The 21,258-nt window shown below is 67.0% G+C and carries 22 protein-coding genes; 3 read left to right on the forward strand and 19 right to left on the reverse strand.

Annotated features, from left to right (window positions below; all coding sequences use genetic code 11):
- Positions 1-13 precede the first annotated feature (13 nt).
- Positions 14-415 (forward strand): VOC family protein, encoded by a 402-nt coding sequence (locus tag ACFK0J_RS22145; protein ID WP_378730192.1) that lies wholly within the window; start codon positions 14-16, stop codon positions 413-415.
- On the opposite strand, the gene ACFK0J_RS22150 is transcribed toward ACFK0J_RS22145, so the two are convergent.
- The 19 genes from ACFK0J_RS22150 to ACFK0J_RS22240 all read right to left on the reverse strand — a co-directional run bounded on the left by ACFK0J_RS22150 (position 416) and on the right by ACFK0J_RS22240 (position 18,409).
- On the reverse strand, positions 416-1,663 hold the full coding sequence (locus tag ACFK0J_RS22150) for a cytochrome P450 (protein ID WP_378730194.1): 1,248 nt from the start codon (positions 1,661-1,663) through the stop codon (positions 416-418).
- On the reverse strand, positions 1,660-3,237 hold the full coding sequence (locus ACFK0J_RS22155; protein ID WP_378730196.1) for an AMP-binding protein: 1,578 nt from the start codon (positions 3,235-3,237) through the stop codon (positions 1,660-1,662). Before ACFK0J_RS22155 ends, ACFK0J_RS22150 begins: the two co-directional genes overlap by 4 nt.
- Positions 3,234-3,962: a nitroreductase family protein gene (locus ACFK0J_RS22160; protein ID WP_378730198.1), complete on the reverse strand. Its 729-nt coding sequence runs from the start codon at positions 3,960-3,962 to the stop codon at positions 3,234-3,236. Before ACFK0J_RS22160 ends, ACFK0J_RS22155 begins: the two co-directional genes overlap by 4 nt.
- A gap of 10 nt (positions 3,963-3,972) precedes the next feature.
- Positions 3,973-4,725 carry a class II aldolase/adducin family protein gene (locus tag ACFK0J_RS22165; RefSeq protein ID WP_378730200.1) on the reverse strand — a complete coding sequence of 251 codons (753 nt, stop codon included), beginning with the start codon at positions 4,723-4,725 and terminating at the stop codon, positions 3,973-3,975.
- Positions 4,726-4,741: 16 nt separating this feature from the next.
- A complete protein-coding gene (locus ACFK0J_RS22170) occupies positions 4,742-5,473 on the reverse strand; it encodes a 2-hydroxychromene-2-carboxylate isomerase (protein ID WP_378730202.1) in 732 nt (243 codons plus the stop codon).
- Positions 5,470-6,399, reverse strand: a complete 930-nt coding sequence (locus ACFK0J_RS22175; RefSeq protein WP_378730204.1) for a hypothetical protein — start codon at positions 6,397-6,399, stop codon at positions 5,470-5,472. Before ACFK0J_RS22175 ends, ACFK0J_RS22170 begins: the two co-directional genes overlap by 4 nt.
- Entirely contained in the window at positions 6,392-7,207 is an 816-nt protein-coding gene (locus ACFK0J_RS22180; RefSeq protein ID WP_378730206.1) for a beta-ketoacyl synthase N-terminal-like domain-containing protein, read from the reverse strand. Before ACFK0J_RS22180 ends, ACFK0J_RS22175 begins: the two co-directional genes overlap by 8 nt.
- Before the next feature lie 95 nt (positions 7,208-7,302).
- On the reverse strand, positions 7,303-8,427 hold the full coding sequence (locus tag ACFK0J_RS22185; RefSeq protein ID WP_378730208.1) for a beta-ketoacyl synthase N-terminal-like domain-containing protein: 1,125 nt from the start codon (positions 8,425-8,427) through the stop codon (positions 7,303-7,305).
- The gene (locus tag ACFK0J_RS22190; protein ID WP_378730210.1) at positions 8,405-9,469 is read right to left on the reverse strand and encodes a beta-ketoacyl synthase N-terminal-like domain-containing protein; all 1,065 of its coding nucleotides are present in this window, start codon (positions 9,467-9,469) and stop codon (positions 8,405-8,407) included. Before ACFK0J_RS22190 ends, ACFK0J_RS22185 begins: the two co-directional genes overlap by 23 nt.
- Positions 9,466-10,683 (reverse strand): beta-ketoacyl-[acyl-carrier-protein] synthase family protein, encoded by a 1,218-nt coding sequence (locus ACFK0J_RS22195; protein WP_378730212.1) that lies wholly within the window; start codon positions 10,681-10,683, stop codon positions 9,466-9,468. Before ACFK0J_RS22195 ends, ACFK0J_RS22190 begins: the two co-directional genes overlap by 4 nt.
- A 2-nt stretch (positions 10,684-10,685) precedes the next feature.
- On the reverse strand, positions 10,686-10,943 hold the full coding sequence (locus ACFK0J_RS22200) for an acyl carrier protein (protein WP_218469347.1): 258 nt from the start codon (positions 10,941-10,943) through the stop codon (positions 10,686-10,688).
- Positions 10,940-11,443, reverse strand: coding sequence for a 3-hydroxyacyl-ACP dehydratase FabZ family protein (locus ACFK0J_RS22205; protein WP_378730214.1), 504 nt, complete (start codon positions 11,441-11,443; stop codon positions 10,940-10,942). The genes ACFK0J_RS22200 and ACFK0J_RS22205 overlap by 4 nt, the downstream gene beginning before the upstream one ends.
- Before the next feature lie 17 nt (positions 11,444-11,460).
- The gene (locus tag ACFK0J_RS22210; RefSeq protein WP_378730216.1) at positions 11,461-11,919 is read right to left on the reverse strand and encodes a 3-hydroxyacyl-ACP dehydratase FabZ family protein; all 459 of its coding nucleotides are present in this window, start codon (positions 11,917-11,919) and stop codon (positions 11,461-11,463) included.
- Entirely contained in the window at positions 11,916-12,656 is a 741-nt protein-coding gene (gene fabG, locus ACFK0J_RS22215; RefSeq protein ID WP_378730218.1) for a 3-oxoacyl-ACP reductase FabG, read from the reverse strand. Before fabG ends, ACFK0J_RS22210 begins: the two co-directional genes overlap by 4 nt.
- Before the next feature lie 124 nt (positions 12,657-12,780).
- Complete coding sequence (locus ACFK0J_RS22220) at positions 12,781-14,001, reverse strand: CaiB/BaiF CoA transferase family protein (protein WP_378730220.1); 1,221 nt, start codon at positions 13,999-14,001, stop codon at positions 12,781-12,783.
- A 10-nt stretch (positions 14,002-14,011) separates the two neighbouring features.
- Entirely contained in the window at positions 14,012-15,181 is a 1,170-nt protein-coding gene (locus ACFK0J_RS22225) for a steroid 3-ketoacyl-CoA thiolase (RefSeq protein WP_378730222.1), read from the reverse strand.
- Complete coding sequence (locus ACFK0J_RS22230; RefSeq protein WP_378730225.1) at positions 15,178-16,188, reverse strand: ferritin-like domain-containing protein; 1,011 nt, start codon at positions 16,186-16,188, stop codon at positions 15,178-15,180. Before ACFK0J_RS22230 ends, ACFK0J_RS22225 begins: the two co-directional genes overlap by 4 nt.
- A complete protein-coding gene (locus ACFK0J_RS22235) occupies positions 16,185-16,892 on the reverse strand; it encodes an LmbU family transcriptional regulator (RefSeq protein WP_378730227.1) in 708 nt (235 codons plus the stop codon). The genes ACFK0J_RS22230 and ACFK0J_RS22235 overlap by 4 nt, the downstream gene beginning before the upstream one ends.
- A gap of 128 nt (positions 16,893-17,020) precedes the next feature.
- Complete coding sequence (locus tag ACFK0J_RS22240; RefSeq protein ID WP_378730229.1) at positions 17,021-18,409, reverse strand: cytochrome P450; 1,389 nt, start codon at positions 18,407-18,409, stop codon at positions 17,021-17,023.
- 297 nt (positions 18,410-18,706) lie between these two features.
- Here ACFK0J_RS22240 and ACFK0J_RS22245 point away from each other — a divergent pair, with 297 nt between their 5' ends.
- Positions 18,707-20,119, forward strand: a complete 1,413-nt coding sequence (locus ACFK0J_RS22245; protein WP_378730231.1) for an aldehyde dehydrogenase family protein — start codon at positions 18,707-18,709, stop codon at positions 20,117-20,119.
- Between the two features lie 372 nt (positions 20,120-20,491).
- The gene (locus tag ACFK0J_RS22250; protein ID WP_378730233.1) at positions 20,492-21,220 is read left to right on the forward strand and encodes a hypothetical protein; all 729 of its coding nucleotides are present in this window, start codon (positions 20,492-20,494) and stop codon (positions 21,218-21,220) included.
- The last annotated feature ends 38 nt before the right edge of the window (positions 21,221-21,258 follow it).

Genomic DNA, 21,258 nt, shown 5'->3' on the forward strand with positions numbered 1-21,258 from the left:
GGGAGATGTGACCATGAGCCAGCAACAATCGAGCCCAACGGCACGCGTCGTGCCGTTGCTCGTCTACGACGATCCGGTCGCCATGATCGGGTGGCTGGAGCGAGCCTTCGGTTTCACCGAGCGCCCCGACACCAGGATCGTCAGCGACGGTGATGTGCACGCGGAACTGGAAGTCGACGGCAGTGGTCTGATCATGCTGGCCGCGCCGTCGGTGCACGGTGTCAGCCCGAAGGTCGGGGTGAGTTCGACGACGATGATCGACGTCGACGACGTGGACGCGCACTGCGCGCGGGCCAGGGCGGCCGGTGCGAAGATCATCATCGAGCCCGAGCAGACCTTCTGGGGAGATCGCCGCTACCAGGCCGCCGATGTCGAAGGACACCTGTGGCACTTCCAGCAGCGAAAGCAGGCCTGACTAGCCGGCGACGAACCTCGCGGGCAGCGAGGTGATGCCGTTGGTGAAATTCGACGCGAGCCGAGTCGCCGGGCCGAGCAGCTCGAACCGGTGCAGGTGCGGCCGCAGCTCGTCGAACAGCGTCACCGCCTCCAGCCGGGCCAGATGGGCGCCGAGGCAGAAATGCGGGCCGACTCCGAATGCCAAGTGCGGGTTAGGATCTCGCGCCAATCGCAGCCGATCCGGCGCATCGAACACGCGCCGGTCCCGATTGGCCGAGATGTAGTACAGCACCACCTTGTCACCCGCTCGAATCAGCTGCCCGCTCAGTTCGGTGTCCTCGGTTGCCGTCCGGCGGAATTGCATGATCGGGGTGACCCAGCGCAACAGTTCTTCCACGGCGCGCGCGGTATCGGCGGCTTCGGTCAGCAGTGCGGGCTGTCGTGCCAGCTCGAGCAGTGCACCGGAGATCAGGTTCCGGGTGGTCTCGTTACCCGCCACCACGAGCAGCACCCACAGCTGACAGAACTCCACCTCGCGGATCGGCCGCCCGCCGATATCGGCGTGCACGAGCATGCTGACGATATCGTCGCCGGGATCGCGGCGACGATCGGCCGCGAGGCGTAGCGCGTAGGCGTACGCCTCCGCGAAGGTGTCCCGGTAGGTCTGGATGTCACCACCGCCGAAAGCGGGATCGTCGAAGCCGACGAGCCGGTTGCTCCAGTCGTACAGCAATCGGCGGTCCGCGGGCGGCATCCCGAGCAACTCGGCAAGCACCAGCAGGGGCAATTCGGCGGCCAGGTCGGCGACCGCGTCGAACCGCTCGGCGGCCAGCACCCTGGCAACGACGGCGTGCGCGTGCCGGGCGATGTCGGCGTGCAAGTGCCGCACTGCCTTTCGGCTGAAGGCCGAGTTGATCGCCTTACGCAGCGTGACGTGCTGCGGGTCGTCCATGTTCACCAGCAGCTGTCGGTCGCGCTCGAGATCCGCCCTGGTCCGCGGGTCGACGAGGAATGCGCCCTTGGCCGCCGAGGAGAAGACCGTGGGCCGCCGCGACGCCTCGGCGACATCGCCGTGGCGGGTGAGGGCCCAGTAGCCGCTGCCCTTCCACCGCACTCGCGCGCCGCCTACTCCGCCACGGGCCAGCAGCGGTTCCTCGATCCAGGCGACCGGCTGGTGCTCGCGCAGGTGGTCGAAGACCGCGTGCGGGACACCGTCGGCGTAGGTGCGCGGATCGGCGATGGACTCGATCGGGAGGGATTCGATCATTGTCGGGCCGCCGTCATCGAAGCGGGACGGGCGAGAGCCCGCCGGGTGTATTCGTCGCGCAGTGCCGCCTTGCGGAGTTTGCCGGAGGGATCGCGTGGCAGTTTCGGCACGACCGCATAGGATCTCGGCGTCTTGAAACCGGCCAGCCGTTCCCGGCACACCCGGTCCAACTCGGCAGGGACGTCGTCGGCGGTGAGTCCGGTGCCGGGCTGCAGTTCCACGACGGCGGCGACCCGCTCGCCGAACTCCTCGTCCGGAATCCCGAACACCGCGGCATCGCGCACCCCGGGATGGGTCAGGATCGCCGCTTCGACCTCGGCCGCGTAGATGTTGACGCCACCGGCGATGATGGTGTCCAAGGTGCGGCCGACGATGAAAAGGTAGCCGTCGCCGTCGAGATAGCCGAGGTCACCGTAAGTGGCGGTGTCCGGGGTCAGCTGCGCGGCCCGGGTCTTCTCGGGTGCGTTGTGGTAGTGAAACGACTGCCCGGGGGTTCGCACGTACACCTTGCCGACAACTCCGGGGCCGACCGGTTCCCCGTCGGCGTCGACGATCACGATTTCCGTCGGCGGTAGTGGCTTGCCGACGGTGCCGGGCCGGGTCGACCACGTGGCGGAGTCGACGAACGTGGCGATGCCGCCTTCGGTGGCCGCGTAGTACTCGGCGAACACCTCGCCCCACCACTCGATCATGCGCCGCTTGACCTCCGGCGGGCATGGACCGCCGCCGTGCCAGATCCGGGTCAGGCTGGTCCCGCGAAACGCCTCGCGCGTCGCGTCGTCCAGCCGGAGCAGGCGGACGAAGTGGGTCGGCACCAGATGGGACAACGTGATGGCCTGCTCGTCGATCAGCCGCAAGGCTTCGGCCGCGTCGAACCGTGGCATGAGCACCAGCGCGCAGCCGCGCAGCAGCGGGTAGAGCGAGAAGAACGTCTGCGCGGAGTGATACCACGGCCCCGCCACCAGGACCCGGCCCTGATCGGGCAGCCCGAGGCGTTCGCCGAGCATGGCCAGCAACACCTCGACACGCTCCAACGGCGCGCCCGCGACGAGCCGGTCGGAGACCACGCCTCGTGGCAGGCCGCTCGTTCCGGACGTGTACAGCAGGACCGCGCCCGAGCACTCGTCCGAAATGCCCGCCGCCGCACCGGACAGCAGCGGTTCGACGGCGATGAAGTCGCCGATCTGCTGATCGCCGAAGGTCAGGCGGACATCGACACCGCCCGCCTGTGCGGCGCCGGTCGCGGCCGTCTCGGCGAAACGCGGCTCGGTCAGCACACAGCGGCTCCCCGAATCGGCCACGATGTGCGCGATCTCGTGCGGCGTGAGATGCCAGTTCACCGGGGTGACCGTGAGCCCGGTGTGTAGGCAGGCCAGCAGCGCCTCGAACGTCTCGCGCCGATTACCGGTGACGAAGCAGACGTGATCGCCGACCTTCAGCCCGTGCGCCCGCAGCATCGCGGCCCATCGATCGACCCTGCCGTCGAGCTCCGCCCAACTGACAGAACCAAATTCGTCGATGATGGCCACGTCCTCGGGACGATCACGGACCATCCGCCGCAACAAAGCACTCATTGCACATTTCCCCATTCCTGAGCCCAGCGGTCTCGGTAAGTCATTTCTCGCGCGGGTCGCCGCCGCGACGGCCCGAACGTTTCGGCGGGCCACCCCATCGGGATGAGCGCCGCGGGTACCACGCCCGCCGGAATGGCGAGCAGCGCACACAGGCGCAGATACAGCGCTTCGTGCGCGGTCGGCCGCCCGGTCCGGTCCAGCGCGCAGATGGCGTGCGGAGTGGTGAGCACGGTGCCGAGGCCGACCGACCGCGCGGCCAGTAGCAAGTTCTGCACGGCCGGATAGATCGAGGCGCCGCCGAACAGGTCGACCGGATTGCGCGGCACCGGAAGAAAACACGGGACCACGACGACAGGCACGTCCTCGAAATGCTCGGCCAGGTACCGCGCCGAAGCGGTGATCCGGCGAGCACTCGCTCGCACGGACCCGCCGGGCCGGGCCGTATAACCGCTGTTCTCCAGCAGCCGCCACGCGTCTCGATACCAGTCGCCGAGTTCGCCGCGCAGCCGCCGATCGCGGACGACGATGAAGCGCCACGGTTGCCGGTTGCTGCCCGAGCCCGCGCATACGGCATGGTCCAGCACGAAATCGAGCAGCGCCGTAGGCACGTCGTCTCGTCGGAATCGGCGCACCGACCGCAGCGTTCGCACGCACTGGCTGAACTGCTCGATACCCGCGGGGTCCAGTGCCTGCGCATCGGGCGCGGGCATGATCGGTGTGCTCATTGCCGTTCCCTCACTCCAGCAGACCCGGTTCCCGGTGCACGATGTCGGCGAACAACGGACGGAAGTTCAGCCGACCCAACTCGGGGCTGCCGATGGTGTCGCGGGTGGACCGGGCCGATGACGGTTCGATGGGCACCGGGTCGCCCGCCGCCTCGGCGAGTAGCTGCACCTGGCACGACCGGTCCATGGCGATGAACCACCACACCGCCTCGCCCACCGAACCACCGACCGTCAGCAGCCCGTGGTTTCGCATGATCAGCGCCTTGCCCGCGCCGAGCGCCGCCGCGATCCGCTTCGCCTCGTCGAGACCGAGGACGACGCCCTGGTATTCGGCGTAAACCGCGTGATCTTCGAAGAAGGCACAGGCGTCCTGGGTGAGCGGATCCAGCAGACGCCCGAGCGTGGACCAGGCGCGGCCGTGCACCGAATGGGCATGCGCGACCGCGACGACGTCCGGTCTGGCCTCGTGCACCTGGCTGTGAATCGCGAACCCGGCGGGATTGATTCGTCCGTTTCCCTGCACGACCGTTCCGTCCCGGTCGACCAGGAGCAGATCGGCGACCCGTACCTGTCCGAAGTGCAGCCCGAACGGGTTGATCCAGAATCGGTCCGGAAATTCCGGATCACGAGCGGTGAGATGACCGCCCGCCCCTTCGTCGAAGCCGTACCTGGCGAACAGTCGTAAGCTCGCGGCCAGTTGGCGTTGCCGGTGGACGCGTTCGGCGGCATTGTCCCGGCCGGCCGGGTGTGGCGCGCTCGTCATCGAAAGTCCTTCCAGCTCAACCGCATCCGCCTGCGGTGTCGCGGTCGTAGGCGAACGGGACGAGTGACGTGTGCCGCGTCAGCGGCGAATCATCCGGTGTCGGCGGCAGATCGACCTGTACCGGCGGCGATTCTGCCTGTGCCGCCAGCAGCTCGATGAATGCGTCGACGCGGTCGAGTCCCCAGAGGCGGTGGCGGCCGATCCGGAAGTAGGGGATGCCGAAGATGTCGTCCAGGTAGGCCTCGACGAGGCAGTCGACGCCTTCGGCCCGGATCCGCGCGTCCTCGGTGGCTCCCGCCAGCACGTCCGGTGGCGCACCCACGGACTCGGCGAGCCCGCGAATCACCGTGCTGTCACAAATGTTCTCGCCGCGTTCCCAGCGGGCGGCCATCACCGCATCGAAGAACTCCGCACCGAGGCCACGGCGTCGCGCTGCCAGCCACGCCAAATGCGGCACCTCCCACCACGGGTTCACATCGATCGGCCACGCCATCGGAATCCCCAGCTGTCGCGTCAGGCGCTTGGTGTCGTGCAGCAGGTACATATGTTTGGCCTTGCTCATCTGCACGTAATGGAATTCGGCGCCACGTTCGCGCAGTGCCGCCGACGTGCGCTCGTCCGGATCCCAGTACGGGATGAACTCCACCGTTCGGTGCAGGTTCGGTATCGCCTGGGCCAGCTTGCGCACGGCCAGCCAGGTGTAGGGACTCCGGAACGAAAAGAACACCCGCGCACCGCGTTTCATCATCGGTCTCCCAGGAGTGCGGCAATCGTCGGCGGATCGAACTCGGCGAGGGTGCCCGCGCCTGGACCGTCCACGATCGCGTATCCGTGCAGAATTCCGGCCGTCGCGGTGTGCACCATCGTCGCGTCCCGCTCGACATAGCAATCCATCCGGCCCCGATGGCTGATGCCGCGCAGGATCTCTTCGACGGTGAATGTGGTGTGCACGGTTTCTTCCATGTGCACGTCGGCGAGCATGTGCACGCGGGCCTTGGAGACGACTGGTATCCAGCGGCGCTCGGCGAGCATGCGGCCCACCGAAATTCCGCGGCTGTCCAGGAACCGGTCGACTACGTCCTCGAGTGCGCGCACGTATCCCGAATGCTGCAACCGATCCGAGTAGTGGCAGTAGAAGTACGGGACCCGCCAGGACCACAGGAACCCGGTGGGGCCGATGCCGAGTGCTTGCCGCACCTCCGTGCCTGGCGAAACCACCTGCTGTGCAGCGTATTCCGTCGGACCGATGCCGCCGACGACGAGCTCGGCCAGGTCTGGAGGTGACGCGAGGACGTCTTGGCCGCGCTCTCGAACCAGGGCGACGGTCACCGTCGCGCGCGCGACCAGCACGTCCGTTCCACCCCGGAAGGCGGTGAGCCGGACCTGGAAGCGACCGGAGCCGCGTTCGCTGATCTCGGCGGTGACCTGGTCGTCGATGTCGAGCACCGCGGGCAGCAGCACCGAGGAGTCGACGATCTCCAGGCCGAGTCCGTAGTCGTGGAACAGCGTGCCCGGACCCAGCCCGCGGTCGCGAAACCATTGCAGCACAGCCTCTTCGACCAGGCACATGAACTGTTTGAAGCCCACCCAGGTCCGGATGTTCGCGCTGTCGTAGCGGGGTCGTACCGTCATCTCGCCGCGCTGCGTCGCGCGGATGTCCACCGCGTTATTCACTCGTCGCGCCTCTCTGCTCATCCGCCCACCCCGGCGGTGTGACCCGCAGCCACTTCCAGCCATCGGCCCGGCTGCCGCATGCCACGGTGACGGCGTGTTCGTACTCGATCACCGACGCGGCCGCCGCCGCGGTGCGCAGCACACCGGACGCACCGAAGGTCGCGTCGAAGCCGTCCGGCGGTAGTTGCGCGGGTGGCGGGCCCGCGTGCACCGTTCCGATCACCGGGGCAGGCCAGGTCACGCGGTCGGCGCGGTCGAGGACCACGCATCCGGCCGCCGACCGCAGCGGGGTCAGGTCAGGTGCGACCGCACGGCGATACAGCGTGGCGGCGATCTCGTCATCCGGCTCGGCGCCGACGACGATCACTCGGTCGGCGCGACCCGCGTTGATCAGAAACCGACCGGTCGCCACGGCATCGAGACCGGAGGTCGCGCCGGAGCACACCAGCACATTCGGTCCGCCGCAGCGAAACCAGATCGCCACCGCGCTCGCCAGCACATTGCTCGACGCGTTCGGCGCGTCGAGCACGCTGACTCCGCGCAGATCACCTGCCGCCACGGTGCGCGCCAGCCGCGCCACGGTGGCGACATTGCCGAGGTTCGAGCTGGCCACCACCGCGGTACGCGGTTGCGGCGGGCCCAGGTTCCGTGGTGCTCCGGCAGGTAGACCCAGTGCCCGATGCACCGCACACAACGCGAGCCTGGTCGCAGGTTCCTTGTGCAGCAAGCCTTTTCGGCCCAGGATTTCGTGCACCCGCTCCGGCGGGAGGTCGGATCCACTCAGGTCGCCTGGCAACTCGGACGGCAAGTGCAGGGCCCACCCCGTGATAGCGGCATCCGCAGCCGTGCCGACTCTTCGCTCGCCATATTCGGCCATCCCTGTTGTTCGCGCGCCGCGCCCACTCATGCGACAGCCTCCAGCAGCGTGACGGCGTTGACTCCCCCGAAACCGAACGAATTCACTTGGGCCGTCCGGACGGACGCTGCGAGCGCCCGCCCCGTGACCAGGCGTAGGTGAGCAGCCTCCGGTAGTGCTTGCCGCAGGCCGACGACGGGTGGCACCATTCCCGCCGCCATACATCGGATGGCGATCTCGGTACTGAGCAGTGCCGAACCGCCGGAGGTATGCCCTACCGCGCCCTTCAGCGCAGTCACCAATGGCGTTGCCGCGCCGAACACCTCGGACAACGCGGTGGCCTCGGCGGGATCGTTGAGCGCGGTGCCGGTGCCGTGCGCGACAACGAGATCCACGCCCGACGGATCCCGGGCACCTCGCTCGAACGCCTCTCGCATCGCCCGGCAGATGCCGTCGTGATCCAGCGCGGTCTCGCGGGCCGCGTCGCAGGACAACCCGGTGGCCAGCAACCGGGCCCTGGCCGGCGCGCCGACCAGGCCCTCGCGGACAACCACCAGGGCCACGGCACCCTCGCCGAGCAACACTCCGGTCCGGTCGGTGTCGAACGGGCGCACCGCCGTTGTCGGTGTCTCGCTGACCTTGCCGATCATCGCCAGCATCGACGCCGTCATCGAATCGGTGCCACCGACCACCACCGCGTCCGCCTCCCCCGCGTCGAGCAGATCTTGCGCGAGCGCCAGCGCGTATCCGCCCGCGCTGCACGCGTTGGAGATTGTCAGCACGTCCGCGATGCCCGGCGCCGCTCGACGTACCACGGTACCGAAATGCAATGCGTCGGCCGCGAACTCAGCGTCCGAGTCCAGCGCCATCCGCTCCACCGCACGCAATTCGCGCAGCCCGGTGGCGACGATCGCCCGCACTCGATGCCGCCGGAGGTCGACGGCCGAACGGGCCAAAGCCGCAGCGACACATTCACCGAGCCAGCGGCTCGCCCGATAGGTCTCTTCCTCCGCGCTGGGCTCGGCGTGAAATCCGCACCGCACGTTGACCTTTCCGGAATCTACATACCGTAGCCGCGTGATCCCGCTGCGGCCGTCGAGCAGTGCCCGGAAGGTCGCGTCACCGTCGCCGAAGCAGGTTCGGCACGCGCTAGCCTCGATGACCACGGACATCCGCGCACCCCCTGACCACCGCGGCCGCGAGCGCGCCGTCGTCGGACCAGCCGACCATCAGCGCGGCCGCCGCGCCGACCACCAGCGAGGCGGCCAGTTGCACCACACCCGCCGCCGCCCTGCAGTCGCCGAAGGTGACCTCGAGATCGAGCTGGCGTGCGGTAGGCGCGCGCAGCGCCATGGCCGCGCGGATGTGCGCGGCCGTAGGGCCGTCCGTCCCGGAGATCAGCGCATGCGACAGCGCATCCCAGGTCGTCGCCGCTTGGTCCAGCGCCGCGTCCGCGCACGCCAGCACGGCGTCCACGGTGGGGCCGCCGGGGCTGAATCGGCAGACCACCGGCGACAACTCGGTGTGCACCTGCCGTCCGGTGCGCCGCGCCTCGTCGGCACGTTCGAGCACGAAGACACCGGCCGCTTCACCCGGCGTGATACCGATATGCCGACCCGCCCAGGCCGAATGCGGCGTGAACTCCTCGACCGCACCGACCAGCAACGCGTCGGCACGCAGCCGGTCCAGGGTGTTCTGGGCGTAGCGCAGGACGTTCAGAAACGCCACCGGCCCGCCCGCCAACGTCGTGTTCACGCCCTTGAGCTGGAAGCGGATCGCCGTCTGCCCGGCCGCGGTATTCATCACCGTGTTGGGGAACAGCGCGGGATTGACGAGATACGGGCGGGCCTGGATCAAGGTGTCCTTGCTGAAGGTCATCGTCGAGCTGAGACTGCCCGCGGTCGTCCCGAAGACCACGCCGATGCGGCGGCGGTTCTCGTCATCGACGCGCAGCCCCGAATCCGCCAGCGCCTGCGCGGTCGCGACCAGGGCCAGCCCGGTGCCGCGGTCGTAGAAGGTCGTGCCCTTGCGGCCGAGGTGTCGTTTGACATCGAAATCGGTGACCACATGCGCCTGCGCTTCCGGCAGCACCTCGTCGTACATGGCGTCGACCGGGTGCCGGGTGCCGCGGCGGCCATGGAGTGCGTCGGCGAAGACCTGCGGGCCGACGCCCGCCGAGCTCAGGATTCCCCAGCCCGTCACCCCGGCGGTCATGCCCGCACCTCGTCCATGGCGCCGAAGATGGTGATCGCGTTATTGCCACCGAAGGCGAACCCGTTGTTCTGGACCGTGCGCACGCGCACGGTCCGCGCGACATTGGCAACCGGGTCCAGCCACGGCATCTCGGGATCCTGGTTCCGCCAATTGACGGTCGGTGGCAGGAATCCGTCGGCGATGGCCAGCGTCGACGCGATCGCGCCGAACCCACTCGCCGCGCCCATCGTGTGGCCGAGCATCGACTTGATGGAGCTCACCGGCGGCGGCCGGTCACCGAATACGTCACGGATCGCCCTCGCCTCGACGAGATCGTTGGCCCGCGTACCGGTTCCGTGCGCGCAGATGTAGTCGATGTCGGCCGGTGCGACGCCGGCGCTGCGGTGCGCCTGCCGGACGCATTCGGCGATGTCGTCCTGGTTCGGTGCCACCATGTGGTGGGCGTCGCAGTTGAGACCGTAGCCGAGCATCTCGGCATAGATCCGCGCGCCGCGTGCCCGCGCGTGCTCGAAGGTCTCCAGTACAAGGGCGGCGCCGCCCTCGCCGGTGAGAATGCCCGAGCGGTCCCGATCGAACGGTGAGCAGGCTCGCTCCGCGAGCGCACCCATCCGGTAGAAGCCCGCGTGCGCCCACCGGCACACCGAATCCGCGCCACCGGCAACCATCACGTCGGCGCTGCCGGAGCACAGGTGCTCGAAGGCATACGCCAGCGCGTAATTGCTCGCCGAACACGCGGTCGTGATCGTGACCGACGGTCCGGTCGCATCCAGTTCCTCGCTCACCGCGTGTGCGAGGCGTGCCGCGGGCACGAGTTCGACGAGTTTCGGATCCAACGTCTCGAACCCGCCCGCCACCTGCTGGGCCGTAAGTGCCTCCACGACTTGCGATTCCCCGCTCGTCGTGCCCACCACCGCACCGATGCGGTCGCGCGCCACGTCGCCCGTGGCCAGCCCGGCATCGTCAACGGCCAAGCGCGCCGCCGCCGCGGCAAACAGGCTGGTGCGCCCCCAGCGCGCCGGATCGACCCGGCGAACCATGGCCTGCGGTGCGAACCCGTGGACCTCGCCGCCGTGCACATAGGGAAAGCCGGCCGAATCGAAGCCGGTGATCTCGGAGGTGCCGACCCGCCCAGCCCGCAATGCCCGGCCGAAGTCGGCGACACCGATGCCGATACTCGACACCGGGCCGAGGCCGGTGACGACAACCCGGTCCACTGTCAGCCCGCGTCCAGATAACGTTGCACCAGGTCCTCGACCGCCTTCATGTTGCGCATTTCCGGCAGTTCGTATTGCGGCACGTCGATGCCGAATCGCTTCTCGATGCGCGCCAGTATCTCGATTGCCCGCAACGAATCCGCGTCGTACTCCGACACGAAATCCGCTGTGTCCGAGAGCTCTTCGGGCTCTATCTCGAGGACTTCGGCGACGATTTCGCGCAATTGCGCCTTCAGTTCTTTGCTCGGCACCATGGTCATTTTGCCTCTCGCTCCGTGACATTTTCTCGGTTGTTGATATGCGGACGTACCGCCGATGACGGCCGGACCGTGGCGGCGAAGGTGCCGACCTCGGCCACCAGCCGGTCCCCGATCGAGGTGGTCCCCGACGCGAACGCGGTGTCACCGATCTGCGCGTCGAGGCGAATTCGATGGCACAGCAGGTCGCCCGGGTAGGCGGCGGAATGTATTCGGCAATTCCGGGCCGCCCCGAACAACAGCACGCCTTCCGCTCCGGCCTCGCGCCCCGCTATCCACAGCAGTGCCGCCGCCTGGCCGAACGACTCGAGCAGCAGCGATACCGGATATGCCCACGCGTCCGAGTCCACCGTTTCGGCGATGCCCTGATAACACGGCTCGCAGGCGGTCACCGCCTTGATCGCATGCACGGATTCGCCGGGCACGAGATCGAGCACCTGATCCAGCAATAGCATCGGATAGCGCTGCGGTAGCAAGCGCCGGATCTGTCCGTGGTCGCGCATGATCAGTTCCTGGCTCATCAGCTGCCCGCGAATTCCGCGGTGATCGCGGCGATCCGAAGGTCGTCGTCTCGGCAACACCGGGATCGGACGACCCAGATGCCGGGTTCGGCGCTCGCTCGCACGCTGACGTCCAGGTGCATGGTGTCCCCCGGGAAGATCGGCGCCAGGAAGCGCATCGACCGCACCGCCGACAGCCGGACCGACCGCCCGGCGAGCACTTGGCGGATCGCCTGGTCGAGGCATTCCAGGATGAAAACCCCTGGTAGCACAGGGAAGCCGGGAAAATGCCCGGCAAGATACGGTTCGTCGTCCATGATGTGCTTGACCGCGCGAAAGACCAGCTCGTCCCGTCGACCGTCGGCGACCCACGCGTCGAGGTCTGGCGGCACCCGCAGCTCATCGACCGCGGCGAGCGGCGCGGCGCGCATGCCGTGCACGGGCGCCAGCGGGTGATAGTGGTCCAGGCTGCCGGTCACAATGTCAGGCCTCCGTCGACGGCGAACGTCTGGCCGGTGATGTAGGAAGCCGTGTCGGAAATGAGGAAGGCCACCAGCGGAGCGACGTCGCCGGGCTCACCGAGCCGGCCGAGCGGAATCGAATCTAGCGCGTCCTTTCGCTTTGCTGCGGGGAGCCCTTTGGTCATGTCCGTTTCGATGAAGCCGGGGGCGACCACATTGACGCGGACACCGTACGGTGCCACCTCCTTGGCCAGCGACTTACTCATCCCGATGATGCCCGCCTTCGACGCCGAATAGTTGCTTTGCGTCGCGCTTCCGTAGATACCGGCGACCGACGAAATATTGACGACCACCCCGCGTCTGCGTTTCATGAATCTGTACAGCACCGATCGACAGAAATTCCAGGTGCCGGTGAGATTGGTGTCGATGACGGCATCCCAGTCGTCCCGGGGCATCAATACGATCGGATTGTCACGAACGATCCCAGCATTGTTTATCAACGCGCCCACCGGGCCCACCGATCGGTACGCGGCGGTTACGAACCTGTCGACCGCATCCGAGTCACGGACATCGCACGCTCCGAGATAAAATGGCACACCGATGGCCGCGAGCTCGGCTTTGATCTTCATCGAGTCTTCGCTTTCGGCCGAATAGCATCCCGCGATCGCGTAATTGCGGGCAGCGAGATGCAGTGCGAGCGTCCGCCCGATTCCGCGGGATGCGCCGGTGACGAGTGCACACAGATGATCAGCCATGGCACCCTCCGGATTTGCCGATGCTGCTATTTGGAGCCGTAGGCAATTCTACTTCTGAAAGCGAGCAACCAGAACGCATCGCTGCGCGAATGCCGAGGCGATTATTGTCCATAGCGCGCACCCGTTAAATCGCACCGGCGCCGCGGAGCGCGGCAATGTCCGGCGCGCTCAAACCGATTTCGGCCAGTACGGTTTCGGTGGCCGACCCCGGCGCGGGCGCGCCGAAACGGACCCGCGTCGGCGTCCGCGAAAACTTCACCGCCGGTCCGGTGATCGGCGCGGTCGTCCCGTTGCTCAGCGTGGTCTGCTGCAACATGTCCCGCTCCAGCACATGCGGGTCACACGCGACCTCGGCGAGGCTTCGCTCGATCGTCACGGGGACATCGGCGGCGTCCAGGACGGCGCGCACGTGCTCGACCGTGTTCGCCGCGCACCATTGCCCGACAACGTGATTCACCTCCGCGCGATTGGCCACCCGTTCGGCGTTGGCCGCGAACCCGGGCGCCCTCGCCAACTCCGGCCGCCCGATCGCGGCCGCGAACCGACGCCACTGTTTGTCCAGCGCGATGGCGAGGTAGACCCGGCCGTCGCCGCATTCGTAGGAATTGCTCGGCACCACGAATTCGCTCTGATCACCCCACCGGGTGAGCGGCACGCCGGTGGCCGCGAGTGTCAGGTAGCCGTCGCTCTGGAAAAGCAGCGCGTCCAGCATTGATACGTCGACATGCTGGCCCTCACCCGTGCGATCGCGATGCCGTAGCGCGGCGAGCGCACCGATGGCGGCGTGCAGCCCCGCCAAGTCGTCGGCCAGAAAGGTGGGCGCCTTGCTCGTCGCGGCCGCCGGGTCGCCGTTGAGCCGAGACCACCCGCTGCTCGCCTGCGTGATCGGGTCATAGCCGCTGCGCGGGGCATCGGGGCCGAACTGGCCCCAGCCGGAGATCGACACGAAGACGATGTCGGTCTTCACGGCACAGCAGTGCTCGTAGTCGATTCCCCAGCCCGCCAACGTGCCGGGCCGGAAGTTCTCGACGACCACGTCGACCGTGTCCACCAGCCGCAAGAACACCTCGCGAGCCGCCGGAACCCGAAGGTCGAGCGAGACACTGCGCTTGTTCCGGTTCACTGTCTGGTCGAACCAGGACAGCCCGGTGCCGGGGATTTCCGGTGGCAGCCTGCCCGCCCGGGTGCGCGGCATCTCGATCCGCAGCACGTCGGCGCCGAGATCGGCGAGCACGCAACTGGCCATCGGGCCGGACCAGACCGTGGTGCAATCCAACACCCGCACGCCGTGCAGCGGCCCGTCGAGATCGGTCCGAGAGCGGCGGTAGAACTCCGTCTTCTTCATCGGCTACCCGTCACATCCGCTGCAGAATCGACGCGGTACCGAGCGAGCCGCCGCAGCACATGGCGATCAGCGCGGTTTCCCGGCCGGTGCGCTCGAGCTCGTGCAGCGCCGATACCACAAGCCGGGCGCCGGTCGCGCCCATGGGGTGACCGAGCGCGATCGCCCCGCCGTTCACATTGGTCCTGTCCAGGTCCGCCTTGTGCGCCCGCGCCCAGGACAGGACGACCGCCGCGAATGCCTCGTTGATCTCGTACAGGTCGATGTCCGGCAACGACATTCCAGCCCGGTCGAGGATCTGGCCGGTGGCCACGGCGGGACCGTCCAGCAGGTAGTAGGGGTCGGCGCCGGTGACCAGCTGATGCAGCAACCGCCCCCGCGGCCGGATGCCGAGTGCCCGCGCTTTGCGTTCGGACATCCACAGCACCGCCGCCGCACCGTCGGACACTTGGGAGGTGGTCGCGGCGGTGTGCAGGCCGCCGTCGATGGTGGGCGGCAATCCGGCCAGGTCGCTCATCGAAGATGCGCGCAGACCCTCATCACGGTCCACCGTCAGAGAATTGGTCGACGCACCGTCCGAGCTCGGGGCAGGCGCCGGAATCGGGACCACCTCCCGGTCGAACCGGCCCGCCGCCCATGCGGCGGCCGCACGATCCTGCGAGCGTAGCCCGTAGGCGTCGATCTCGGTGCGCGACAAGCCTTCCCGGCGGGCGATCCGTTCCGCGCCGCCGAACTGGCCGCCACGTGGGTCGTCCCAGCTGTAGTTCTTGGTCTTGTAATGGCCGGGCCCGTTGCGGAAGTTGACACCCATCGGCACCCGGCTCATCGATTCCACGCCACACCCGATACCCACGTCGATGACACCGGCGGCGATGAGCGCCGCGACCAAATGGTTGGCCTGCTGGGCGGATCCGCACGACACGTCGACGGTCGTGCACGCGACCCCATAGTCCAGTCCGGTGTTCAACCAGGCATTGCGCGTCACATTCAAACTCTGCTCACCGGCTTGGGTGACGCAGCCGCCGATGATCTGTTCCACCTCGCCCGGTTCGATACCGGCTTGGCGGATAACCTCGACGAGCACATGTTCGAGCAACTCGACCGCTTTGAGGCCGGCCAGTGCGCCGTCGCGCTTGCCGATCGGCGTCCGTACGGCCGCCACGATGACTGGCGACACGGTCATCGCGACGCCAGCACACGACGATTCGCCGAGAACCCCAGCAGATTCATCTGCGACATTCCGTCCCGCACCCGCTCGGTCAGCAGACCGATCTGGCCGAGCGCGGAGACGATCTTGGCGAAGATCGCCTGCCGGTAAGCGATCATCAGTGGGTCGGTGAGCGCGTAGTGCATGCCGTCGGCTCGGCTGACGTCGATGCGGTCCCAGATGTCCTCGAGCAGGAACCGCCGGCGCATCAGCTGCGCGGCGTCCAGCACGACCTCCTCGCGCTCACGCCGTTCCGCGTCGGTGAGCTCGGTGTACAACTCCTTGAGGCTCAGAACTCCGAACGACACGTGCCGCGCCTCGTCGCGGGCTACCAGCCGCGTGATGTCGCGGATGAGGTCATCGTGGAAGGTCGTGTTCGCCATCCGGAACGCCGCCATCGCCAGCGCCTCGACCATGATCTGCATGCCGAGTGCGGTGACGTCCCACCGGGAATCGGAAAGTATGTCGCCCAGCAAGGTGGACAGTGAATCGGAAATCGGATACGGCTCAGGGACTTTCTCGCGTAGGTATCGCGAGAACACCTCGACGTGCCGCGCTTCGTCGACGACCTGACTGACCGCCAACTGTTTGTTCTCCAGATCGGGCAGCATCTCCACGAGCCGCGCCGCGGCGACGAGGGCACCCTGCTCACCGTGCAGGAATTGGCTGATCATCCACGATTGGAATTCCCATCGGTACAGATCCCAGCTTTCCCGGCCGCGCCGCGCGAACGGCGAACTCTCGAACGACGACATGCTGAAGGTCGAATCGTTCGGTAACGGAGCACCGAACTCGACCTCGGTCGACCAGTCGACATCCGACTTCGCGCTCCACTGCGCGGCACGCGCTCGCTCGATGAGGGAAAGCGTTCGCGGCGAACGTGGTTCGTAATCCCAGGTGAGCCGTGCGGTGATCGGCGCGTCCACCTGCCATTCGTGTTCGTTCCCGCGGGCCGAGCGGGTTCGTTCGCTATCGCTGCTCATTCCAGGATCTCCCGTGCCGCCCGGTCGAGGGTGCCGACCACCCAGTCGGCGAGATTGTCACAGTTTGCGCGTTCCGCCGCGGTACGCCAGTGTTCCTGACGTTCATAGGTCAGGTCGATTTTCAACGGGGAGGCCAACTTCGGTAACTTTATGACACCGTCGCGGCCATTCCGTTCGACCATTTGCGCGGCACGCAGTCGCCGCCGCAATTCGTTGCGGGACCATTGCAATCGCTCGGCCCGCGCCAGCCACGTGTCCTGTTCCACCTCGATCAGTGCGGCCACCTCCGCGTGATGACCGAAACTCAGCCTGTCCCGCCGGCGGGACATCGGAAACTTACGGGCCACCCAAGCACAGTTGCGTAGCGTTTGATAGCGAAAGGACGTTTCCTTGATCGCCTGTTCGTAACGGTTACCGAATTCATCCTCACCATAAATGAGCCAGTCACCGACCCACCATGCCGAGGAGTTGGCTATCGTAAATATCTTCGAGCCGATCTCGCGCCACGACTCGTATGTCAGGCTGTGCGGCAAGATAAGACCGGTAGGCCTGGCTCGTCCACCTTGATCGGGCCCGGAACCGAAAATCGCGCCGGCCAGCAGCTGTTGTGCTCGCGGCTCACGCCAAGAAATCACTTTACCTTCGGGGCGATCGCAGTCCACGGATATTCCGAGATCTTCCCCCCCACGGACAAGGCTACCCATTTTCTTTCTTCCTACTAGATGAGTCTTTTGGAACAGTTCGCTATCGAGAAGTTGTGTGTTAACGCGCAGGCAGGAGGCAAATAAATTTCTGTTCGAGCCTCATGTGTCGAAGCGAGGCGCGCGGCATATCAGGCAAGCCGGCGCTGTACCCGCACCCGTCCGCCGCGCTTCGGGACCACCAGCAAGTTGTTCATCGCGGCGGGCTCGGCCCTCGGACGATCCGCGCGCAGATCGACCTCGCGCAGCACGACGCGCAGCACCGTCTCCATCTCCGATTGCGCGAACCCGGCACCGAGGCACCTGCGATCTCCACCGCCGAACGGAATCCAAGCCGACTGTGGGACATCCGGCGCCAGCCACCGCTCGGGACGGAACGCCGCCGCGTCCGGACCCCAGACCTCGGGGTCGGCGTGCAGGCCACCGATCGACGGAGCCACGAAAACCCCGGCGGGCAACCGATATCCGGCGAGTTCGACCGGTTCGGCCAGCCGCCGAGCCACGGTGTAGAGCGGTGGACGCACCCGCAGCGCCTCCTTCACGACCGCGGTGCGATAGGGATCGCGCGGGTCGTCGAGGCCGTCGCGCACCTTGGCCAATGCGTCCGGGTGCCGAAGCAGCCGTTCGAAGGTCCAGGTCAGCGCGATCGCGGAGGTTTGGTGTCCGGCGGTCAGCAGGGTGACCAGGCCGTCGCGCACCGAGGTGTCGTCGGGATTCGCCGCCAGCAGCTGGGACAGGATGTCGGACCGCCGCGATGCGGTCGGATTCGCTCGCCGATCGGTGATCAGCCGGTAGATCAGTGTGTCCGCGTAGTCCAATTCACGAATGACCCGCCGCCATGGCCAAAAGCGGCTCATCGGCGGATGCAACAGCATGGCCAGGTGAAAGAACCGCACCTCCATGATCGCCCGAACAGCGCGCGCGAGCTCGCGCGACCCCGCCTCGCCGACGTCGCCGAACAGCGCGGTGATCATGATATCGAGCGACAGCGTCTCGATACGCGGCAACAACGGGAATACCCGACCCACCGGCCAGCCCGCGACCTCCCGCTCGGTCAATTCTTCGACCAGCGCGACGACGGCCTGAATTTGCTCCGTATGCAGCGCGCGAATCATGTACTTTCGTTGGATTTCGTGTTCGCTGCCGTCCAGTGCCAGCACGGATTTGTGCCCGACCATCGGAACCATCATCGCCTGCGCGCGCCCGGCCTCGAAGACATCGGATTCGCCGCGGAATATCTGGCGGATATGGTCCGGATTCTTGACGACGACAAGCACACCCGCCGGTTCGGCGCGCAAGGTAAAGATATCCCCATAGCGGTCGTGTAGGGCCGGTAGGTAACGATCCCTGCGTTTCCATAATCGCATGGTCTGCAGACCGACCGAACCGGTCGGGCCGGGCGGTAAACCGTCGAGATCGGCCGGGGTGAGCTTGGTCCGTAGCGCGTCCTGCGGCTTCCAATTGTATAAACGATCGGTAGCTGACGGGCGCGTCTTCGGCATCTGGCCAGATGTCGTCATACTCCCCTCCCAGGGATCAAGCCGAGCCGGCGAAGTATGCGCCCGAGCACGCTACGCCGACGAATGCTCGACCCCCACCCGCCGGTGACCCAGGTGGCGGTGTCCGCGGAGGCCGGGCACGCAGGCAAGTCTACGGTCGGCTCGCCGTCAAAAGACGGCTCCTCGGCCGATCCCGCACACCTGTTCACTCAATGTCGGGCGGCCACAAAGATCAATTGATCAACGCACCGGACAGCGAGCGCACCGAATCCCCTCCGAAACAACTCGATTGGCCGGCGGCAGCGAAATGATTGCGCGATGAGCGAATTCGGGATGACCATCGAAGGTGACCATGTCGTCGGCAACCGCGTGTTCGATGTCGTCGATCCGGCCACCGGCGAAGTGTTCGCCCAGGCTCCGGAATGCTCGCCCGCGCAACTCGACGCCGCAATGCACAGCGCGCTGTCCGCGTTCGCGGAGTGGGCGGCCGACGACGACCGACGCCGCGAGGTGCTCGACTCCGCAGCCGCGGCGGTGCTCGCCGCCGCCGATCCGCTCGCCGAGCTGCTCACCGCCGAGCAAGGCAAACCATTGGCCGAGGCGCGACGCGAAATAGCCAGTGCGGCACTTTGGTTGCGGTACTTCGCGCAGCTGGAGTCGGCTCCGGAGACCGTGCGGAACGGCAAGCACAGCCACGCGCGGATCTATCGCCGGGCGCTCGGCGTGGTCGCCGCGATCACGCCCTGGAATTTTCCGATCGCGCTCGCGATGTGGAAGGTCGCGCCCGCCCTGCGCGCGGGCAACACGATGGTGCTCAAACCGTCGCCGTGCACACCGCTGTCGTCACTCGAACTCGGCCGAATTCTGGCCGGTGTCCTGCCCGCCGGCGTGCTGAACGTCGTGTCCGGGACCGACCCACTCGGCGCGGCGATCACCGCACACCCGACGCCCCGCAAGATCAGCTTCACCGGATCCATCTCGACCGGTCGGCTCGTGGGGGTCGCAGCCGCACAGGCACTGAAGCCCGCGACGCTGGAACTCGGCGGCAATGATCCGGCAATCCTCCTTGACGACGTCGTCCCCGCCGAGGTGGCCGAAGCATTGTTCTGGGCCGCGTTCGGCAACAACGGGCAGACCTGCTTCGCCGTCAAGCGGATCTACGTTCCCGATGCACTGCACGACGAGGTCGCCGACGCGCTCACCGAGATCGCCGGTCGCGTCCGGGTCGGCGACGGCAGGCAGCCCGGCGTCCAACTCGGGCCGCTGATCAACCGGCGCCAACTCGACCGCGTCCGCGGGTTGGTCGCCGATGCCGTGCGGCACGGCGCGACGGCCAAGGCGGGCAAACAGGCCGTCGGTCCACCCGGATTCTTCTGCGCGCCGACCATCGTGACCGACGTGACCGATGGCATCCGCCTGGTCGATGACGAACAGTTCGGACCCGCCCTGCCGATCATTCGCTACCACGACCTCGACGACGCCGTCGCCCGCGCGGACAACGGCAGGTACGGCCTCACCGCCTCCGTATGGTCCGGCGATCTCGATCGGGCGCATTCGATTGCCACCCGGCTCGATTGCGGCCAGGTGTCGATCAACGCCCACGGTGGCGCGGTTCGACCACACCTCCCCTTCGGCGGGCACAAGTGCAGCGGTATCGGTGTGGAGAACGGCATCTGGGGCTTGCACGAATTCACCTCGATGCAAGTCATCTCCGGCCCCAGCGGAACCTGATGGGTGGCTGCCGAGGCAGCAACATGTTGTCAGTGGTTCTTCTCCATAACCACCCGACCCTCTGCTGGCACTTCGGTACGAATCCGATGCCAGCCAGTTCGTCAGCGCCGATGAACCTCGCATAACGGCTGCCCTACAGCACTTTAGGCTGTTGTGTGAGCACAATCACTTCCGACTCATCGACGGTCGACTTCGCGCCGACTACCTCGACAGATCGCTTCGAGGCGCGATAGTTACCGCCAATTCTTCATCCACGCGGCGAACCGGATGGTTGCTGTGCGTTTGCCGAGGTTACTTCCAGTTGCTAGCTTCGCCCCGTCAGGCAGTTCGAAAGATTGGGGATGATCAGTGCATACAAGAACTTCCAAGCTCATGATCGCGCTTGTTGCCACAGCTGTGCCAGCTGCCACCGCTTCGCTGATACCCGCCGGGGCCGCGGTCGCGTCGCCCGGCTACGCATCGGCCACGGTTGCCGAAGCCGAATTCGCACCCGAATACTCTCAGCGCCAACTTATTACCCAAATACTCGGTGAGCCGATACCGGCCGCCACAGCCATCAGTTCCACCGCCACCGACAATGCCCGATCGGTGGCCGTGACTTCGGTAGCCCAACGTCCGATCGGCGGCTTGCCCGACTACCCCGCCCACGTCTTTCCCAGCGCCGAAGCAGGTGCCATCATCGGCGGCCTGACCGGTGGGGCAATCGGCGGCGTGGCCGGAACCGCATTCGGATTGGGCCTCGGCTGCGTGGCCGGACTGCCGTTCCTGATCGTCGGTTGTCCGGTCGGCGCGATCCTGGGCGCCACAATCGGTTTCGCCGTCGGCACCACTGTCGGCGCGGTGTCCGGCGTCGTGCTCGGGACATCGGACGGAATCGCCCGCCAGTTGCCACCGCCGACCACCACTGATTCCGCCACGGTGTCCCCTGCCGCACAAGCCATCTCCGACACGGAAACCGCACTACCCAGCACGACGAACTCCGCCGCACCTGAAACCGACGTCATCGAGACGGGAATACAGCAAATCCAGGCCGGCCTGCAACAGGCCGCGCACGCCATCGGCATCCCGCTGCCCGCTGCCGGACAGCACGGCCGAGGATGAGGGATAAGGCTCGTCTCCCTGCCGCACGGCCTGGGAGA

Origin of the sequence: Nocardia brasiliensis (assembly GCF_042691675.1) — a bacterium.
Taxonomy (GTDB): domain Bacteria; phylum Actinomycetota; class Actinomycetes; order Mycobacteriales; family Mycobacteriaceae; genus Nocardia; species Nocardia brasiliensis_D.

Coding starts and splice junctions, on each gene's coding strand:
- ACFK0J_RS22190 (WP_378730210.1), bottom strand. CDS start 9,469: ATGACCGCCGGGGTGACGGGCTGGGGAATCCTGAGCTCGGCGGGCGTC.
- ACFK0J_RS22220 (WP_378730220.1), bottom strand. CDS start 14,001: ATGAAGAAGACGGAGTTCTACCGCCGCTCTCGGACCGATCTCGACGGG.
- ACFK0J_RS22230 (WP_378730225.1), bottom strand. CDS start 16,188: ATGAGCAGCGATAGCGAACGAACCCGCTCGGCCCGCGGGAACGAACAC.
- fabG (WP_378730218.1), bottom strand. CDS start 12,656: ATGGCTGATCATCTGTGTGCACTCGTCACCGGCGCATCCCGCGGAATC.
- ACFK0J_RS22250 (WP_378730233.1), top strand. CDS start 20,492: ATGATCGCGCTTGTTGCCACAGCTGTGCCAGCTGCCACCGCTTCGCTG.
- ACFK0J_RS22205 (WP_378730214.1), bottom strand. CDS start 11,443: ATGCGCGACCACGGACAGATCCGGCGCTTGCTACCGCAGCGCTATCCG.
- ACFK0J_RS22235 (WP_378730227.1), bottom strand. CDS start 16,892: ATGGGTAGCCTTGTCCGTGGGGGGGAAGATCTCGGAATATCCGTGGAC.
- ACFK0J_RS22150 (WP_378730194.1), bottom strand. CDS start 1,663: ATGATCGAATCCCTCCCGATCGAGTCCATCGCCGATCCGCGCACCTAC.
- ACFK0J_RS22240 (WP_378730229.1), bottom strand. CDS start 18,409: ATGACGACATCTGGCCAGATGCCGAAGACGCGCCCGTCAGCTACCGAT.
- ACFK0J_RS22245 (WP_378730231.1), top strand. CDS start 18,707: ATGAGCGAATTCGGGATGACCATCGAAGGTGACCATGTCGTCGGCAAC.
- ACFK0J_RS22145 (WP_378730192.1), top strand. CDS start 14: ATGAGCCAGCAACAATCGAGCCCAACGGCACGCGTCGTGCCGTTGCTC.
- ACFK0J_RS22160 (WP_378730198.1), bottom strand. CDS start 3,962: ATGAGCACACCGATCATGCCCGCGCCCGATGCGCAGGCACTGGACCCC.
- ACFK0J_RS22200 (WP_218469347.1), bottom strand. CDS start 10,943: ATGACCATGGTGCCGAGCAAAGAACTGAAGGCGCAATTGCGCGAAATC.
- ACFK0J_RS22155 (WP_378730196.1), bottom strand. CDS start 3,237: ATGAGTGCTTTGTTGCGGCGGATGGTCCGTGATCGTCCCGAGGACGTG.
- ACFK0J_RS22165 (WP_378730200.1), bottom strand. CDS start 4,725: ATGACGAGCGCGCCACACCCGGCCGGCCGGGACAATGCCGCCGAACGC.
- ACFK0J_RS22170 (WP_378730202.1), bottom strand. CDS start 5,473: ATGATGAAACGCGGTGCGCGGGTGTTCTTTTCGTTCCGGAGTCCCTAC.
- ACFK0J_RS22225 (WP_378730222.1), bottom strand. CDS start 15,181: ATGACCGTGTCGCCAGTCATCGTGGCGGCCGTACGGACGCCGATCGGC.
- ACFK0J_RS22185 (WP_378730208.1), bottom strand. CDS start 8,427: ATGTCCGTGGTCATCGAGGCTAGCGCGTGCCGAACCTGCTTCGGCGAC.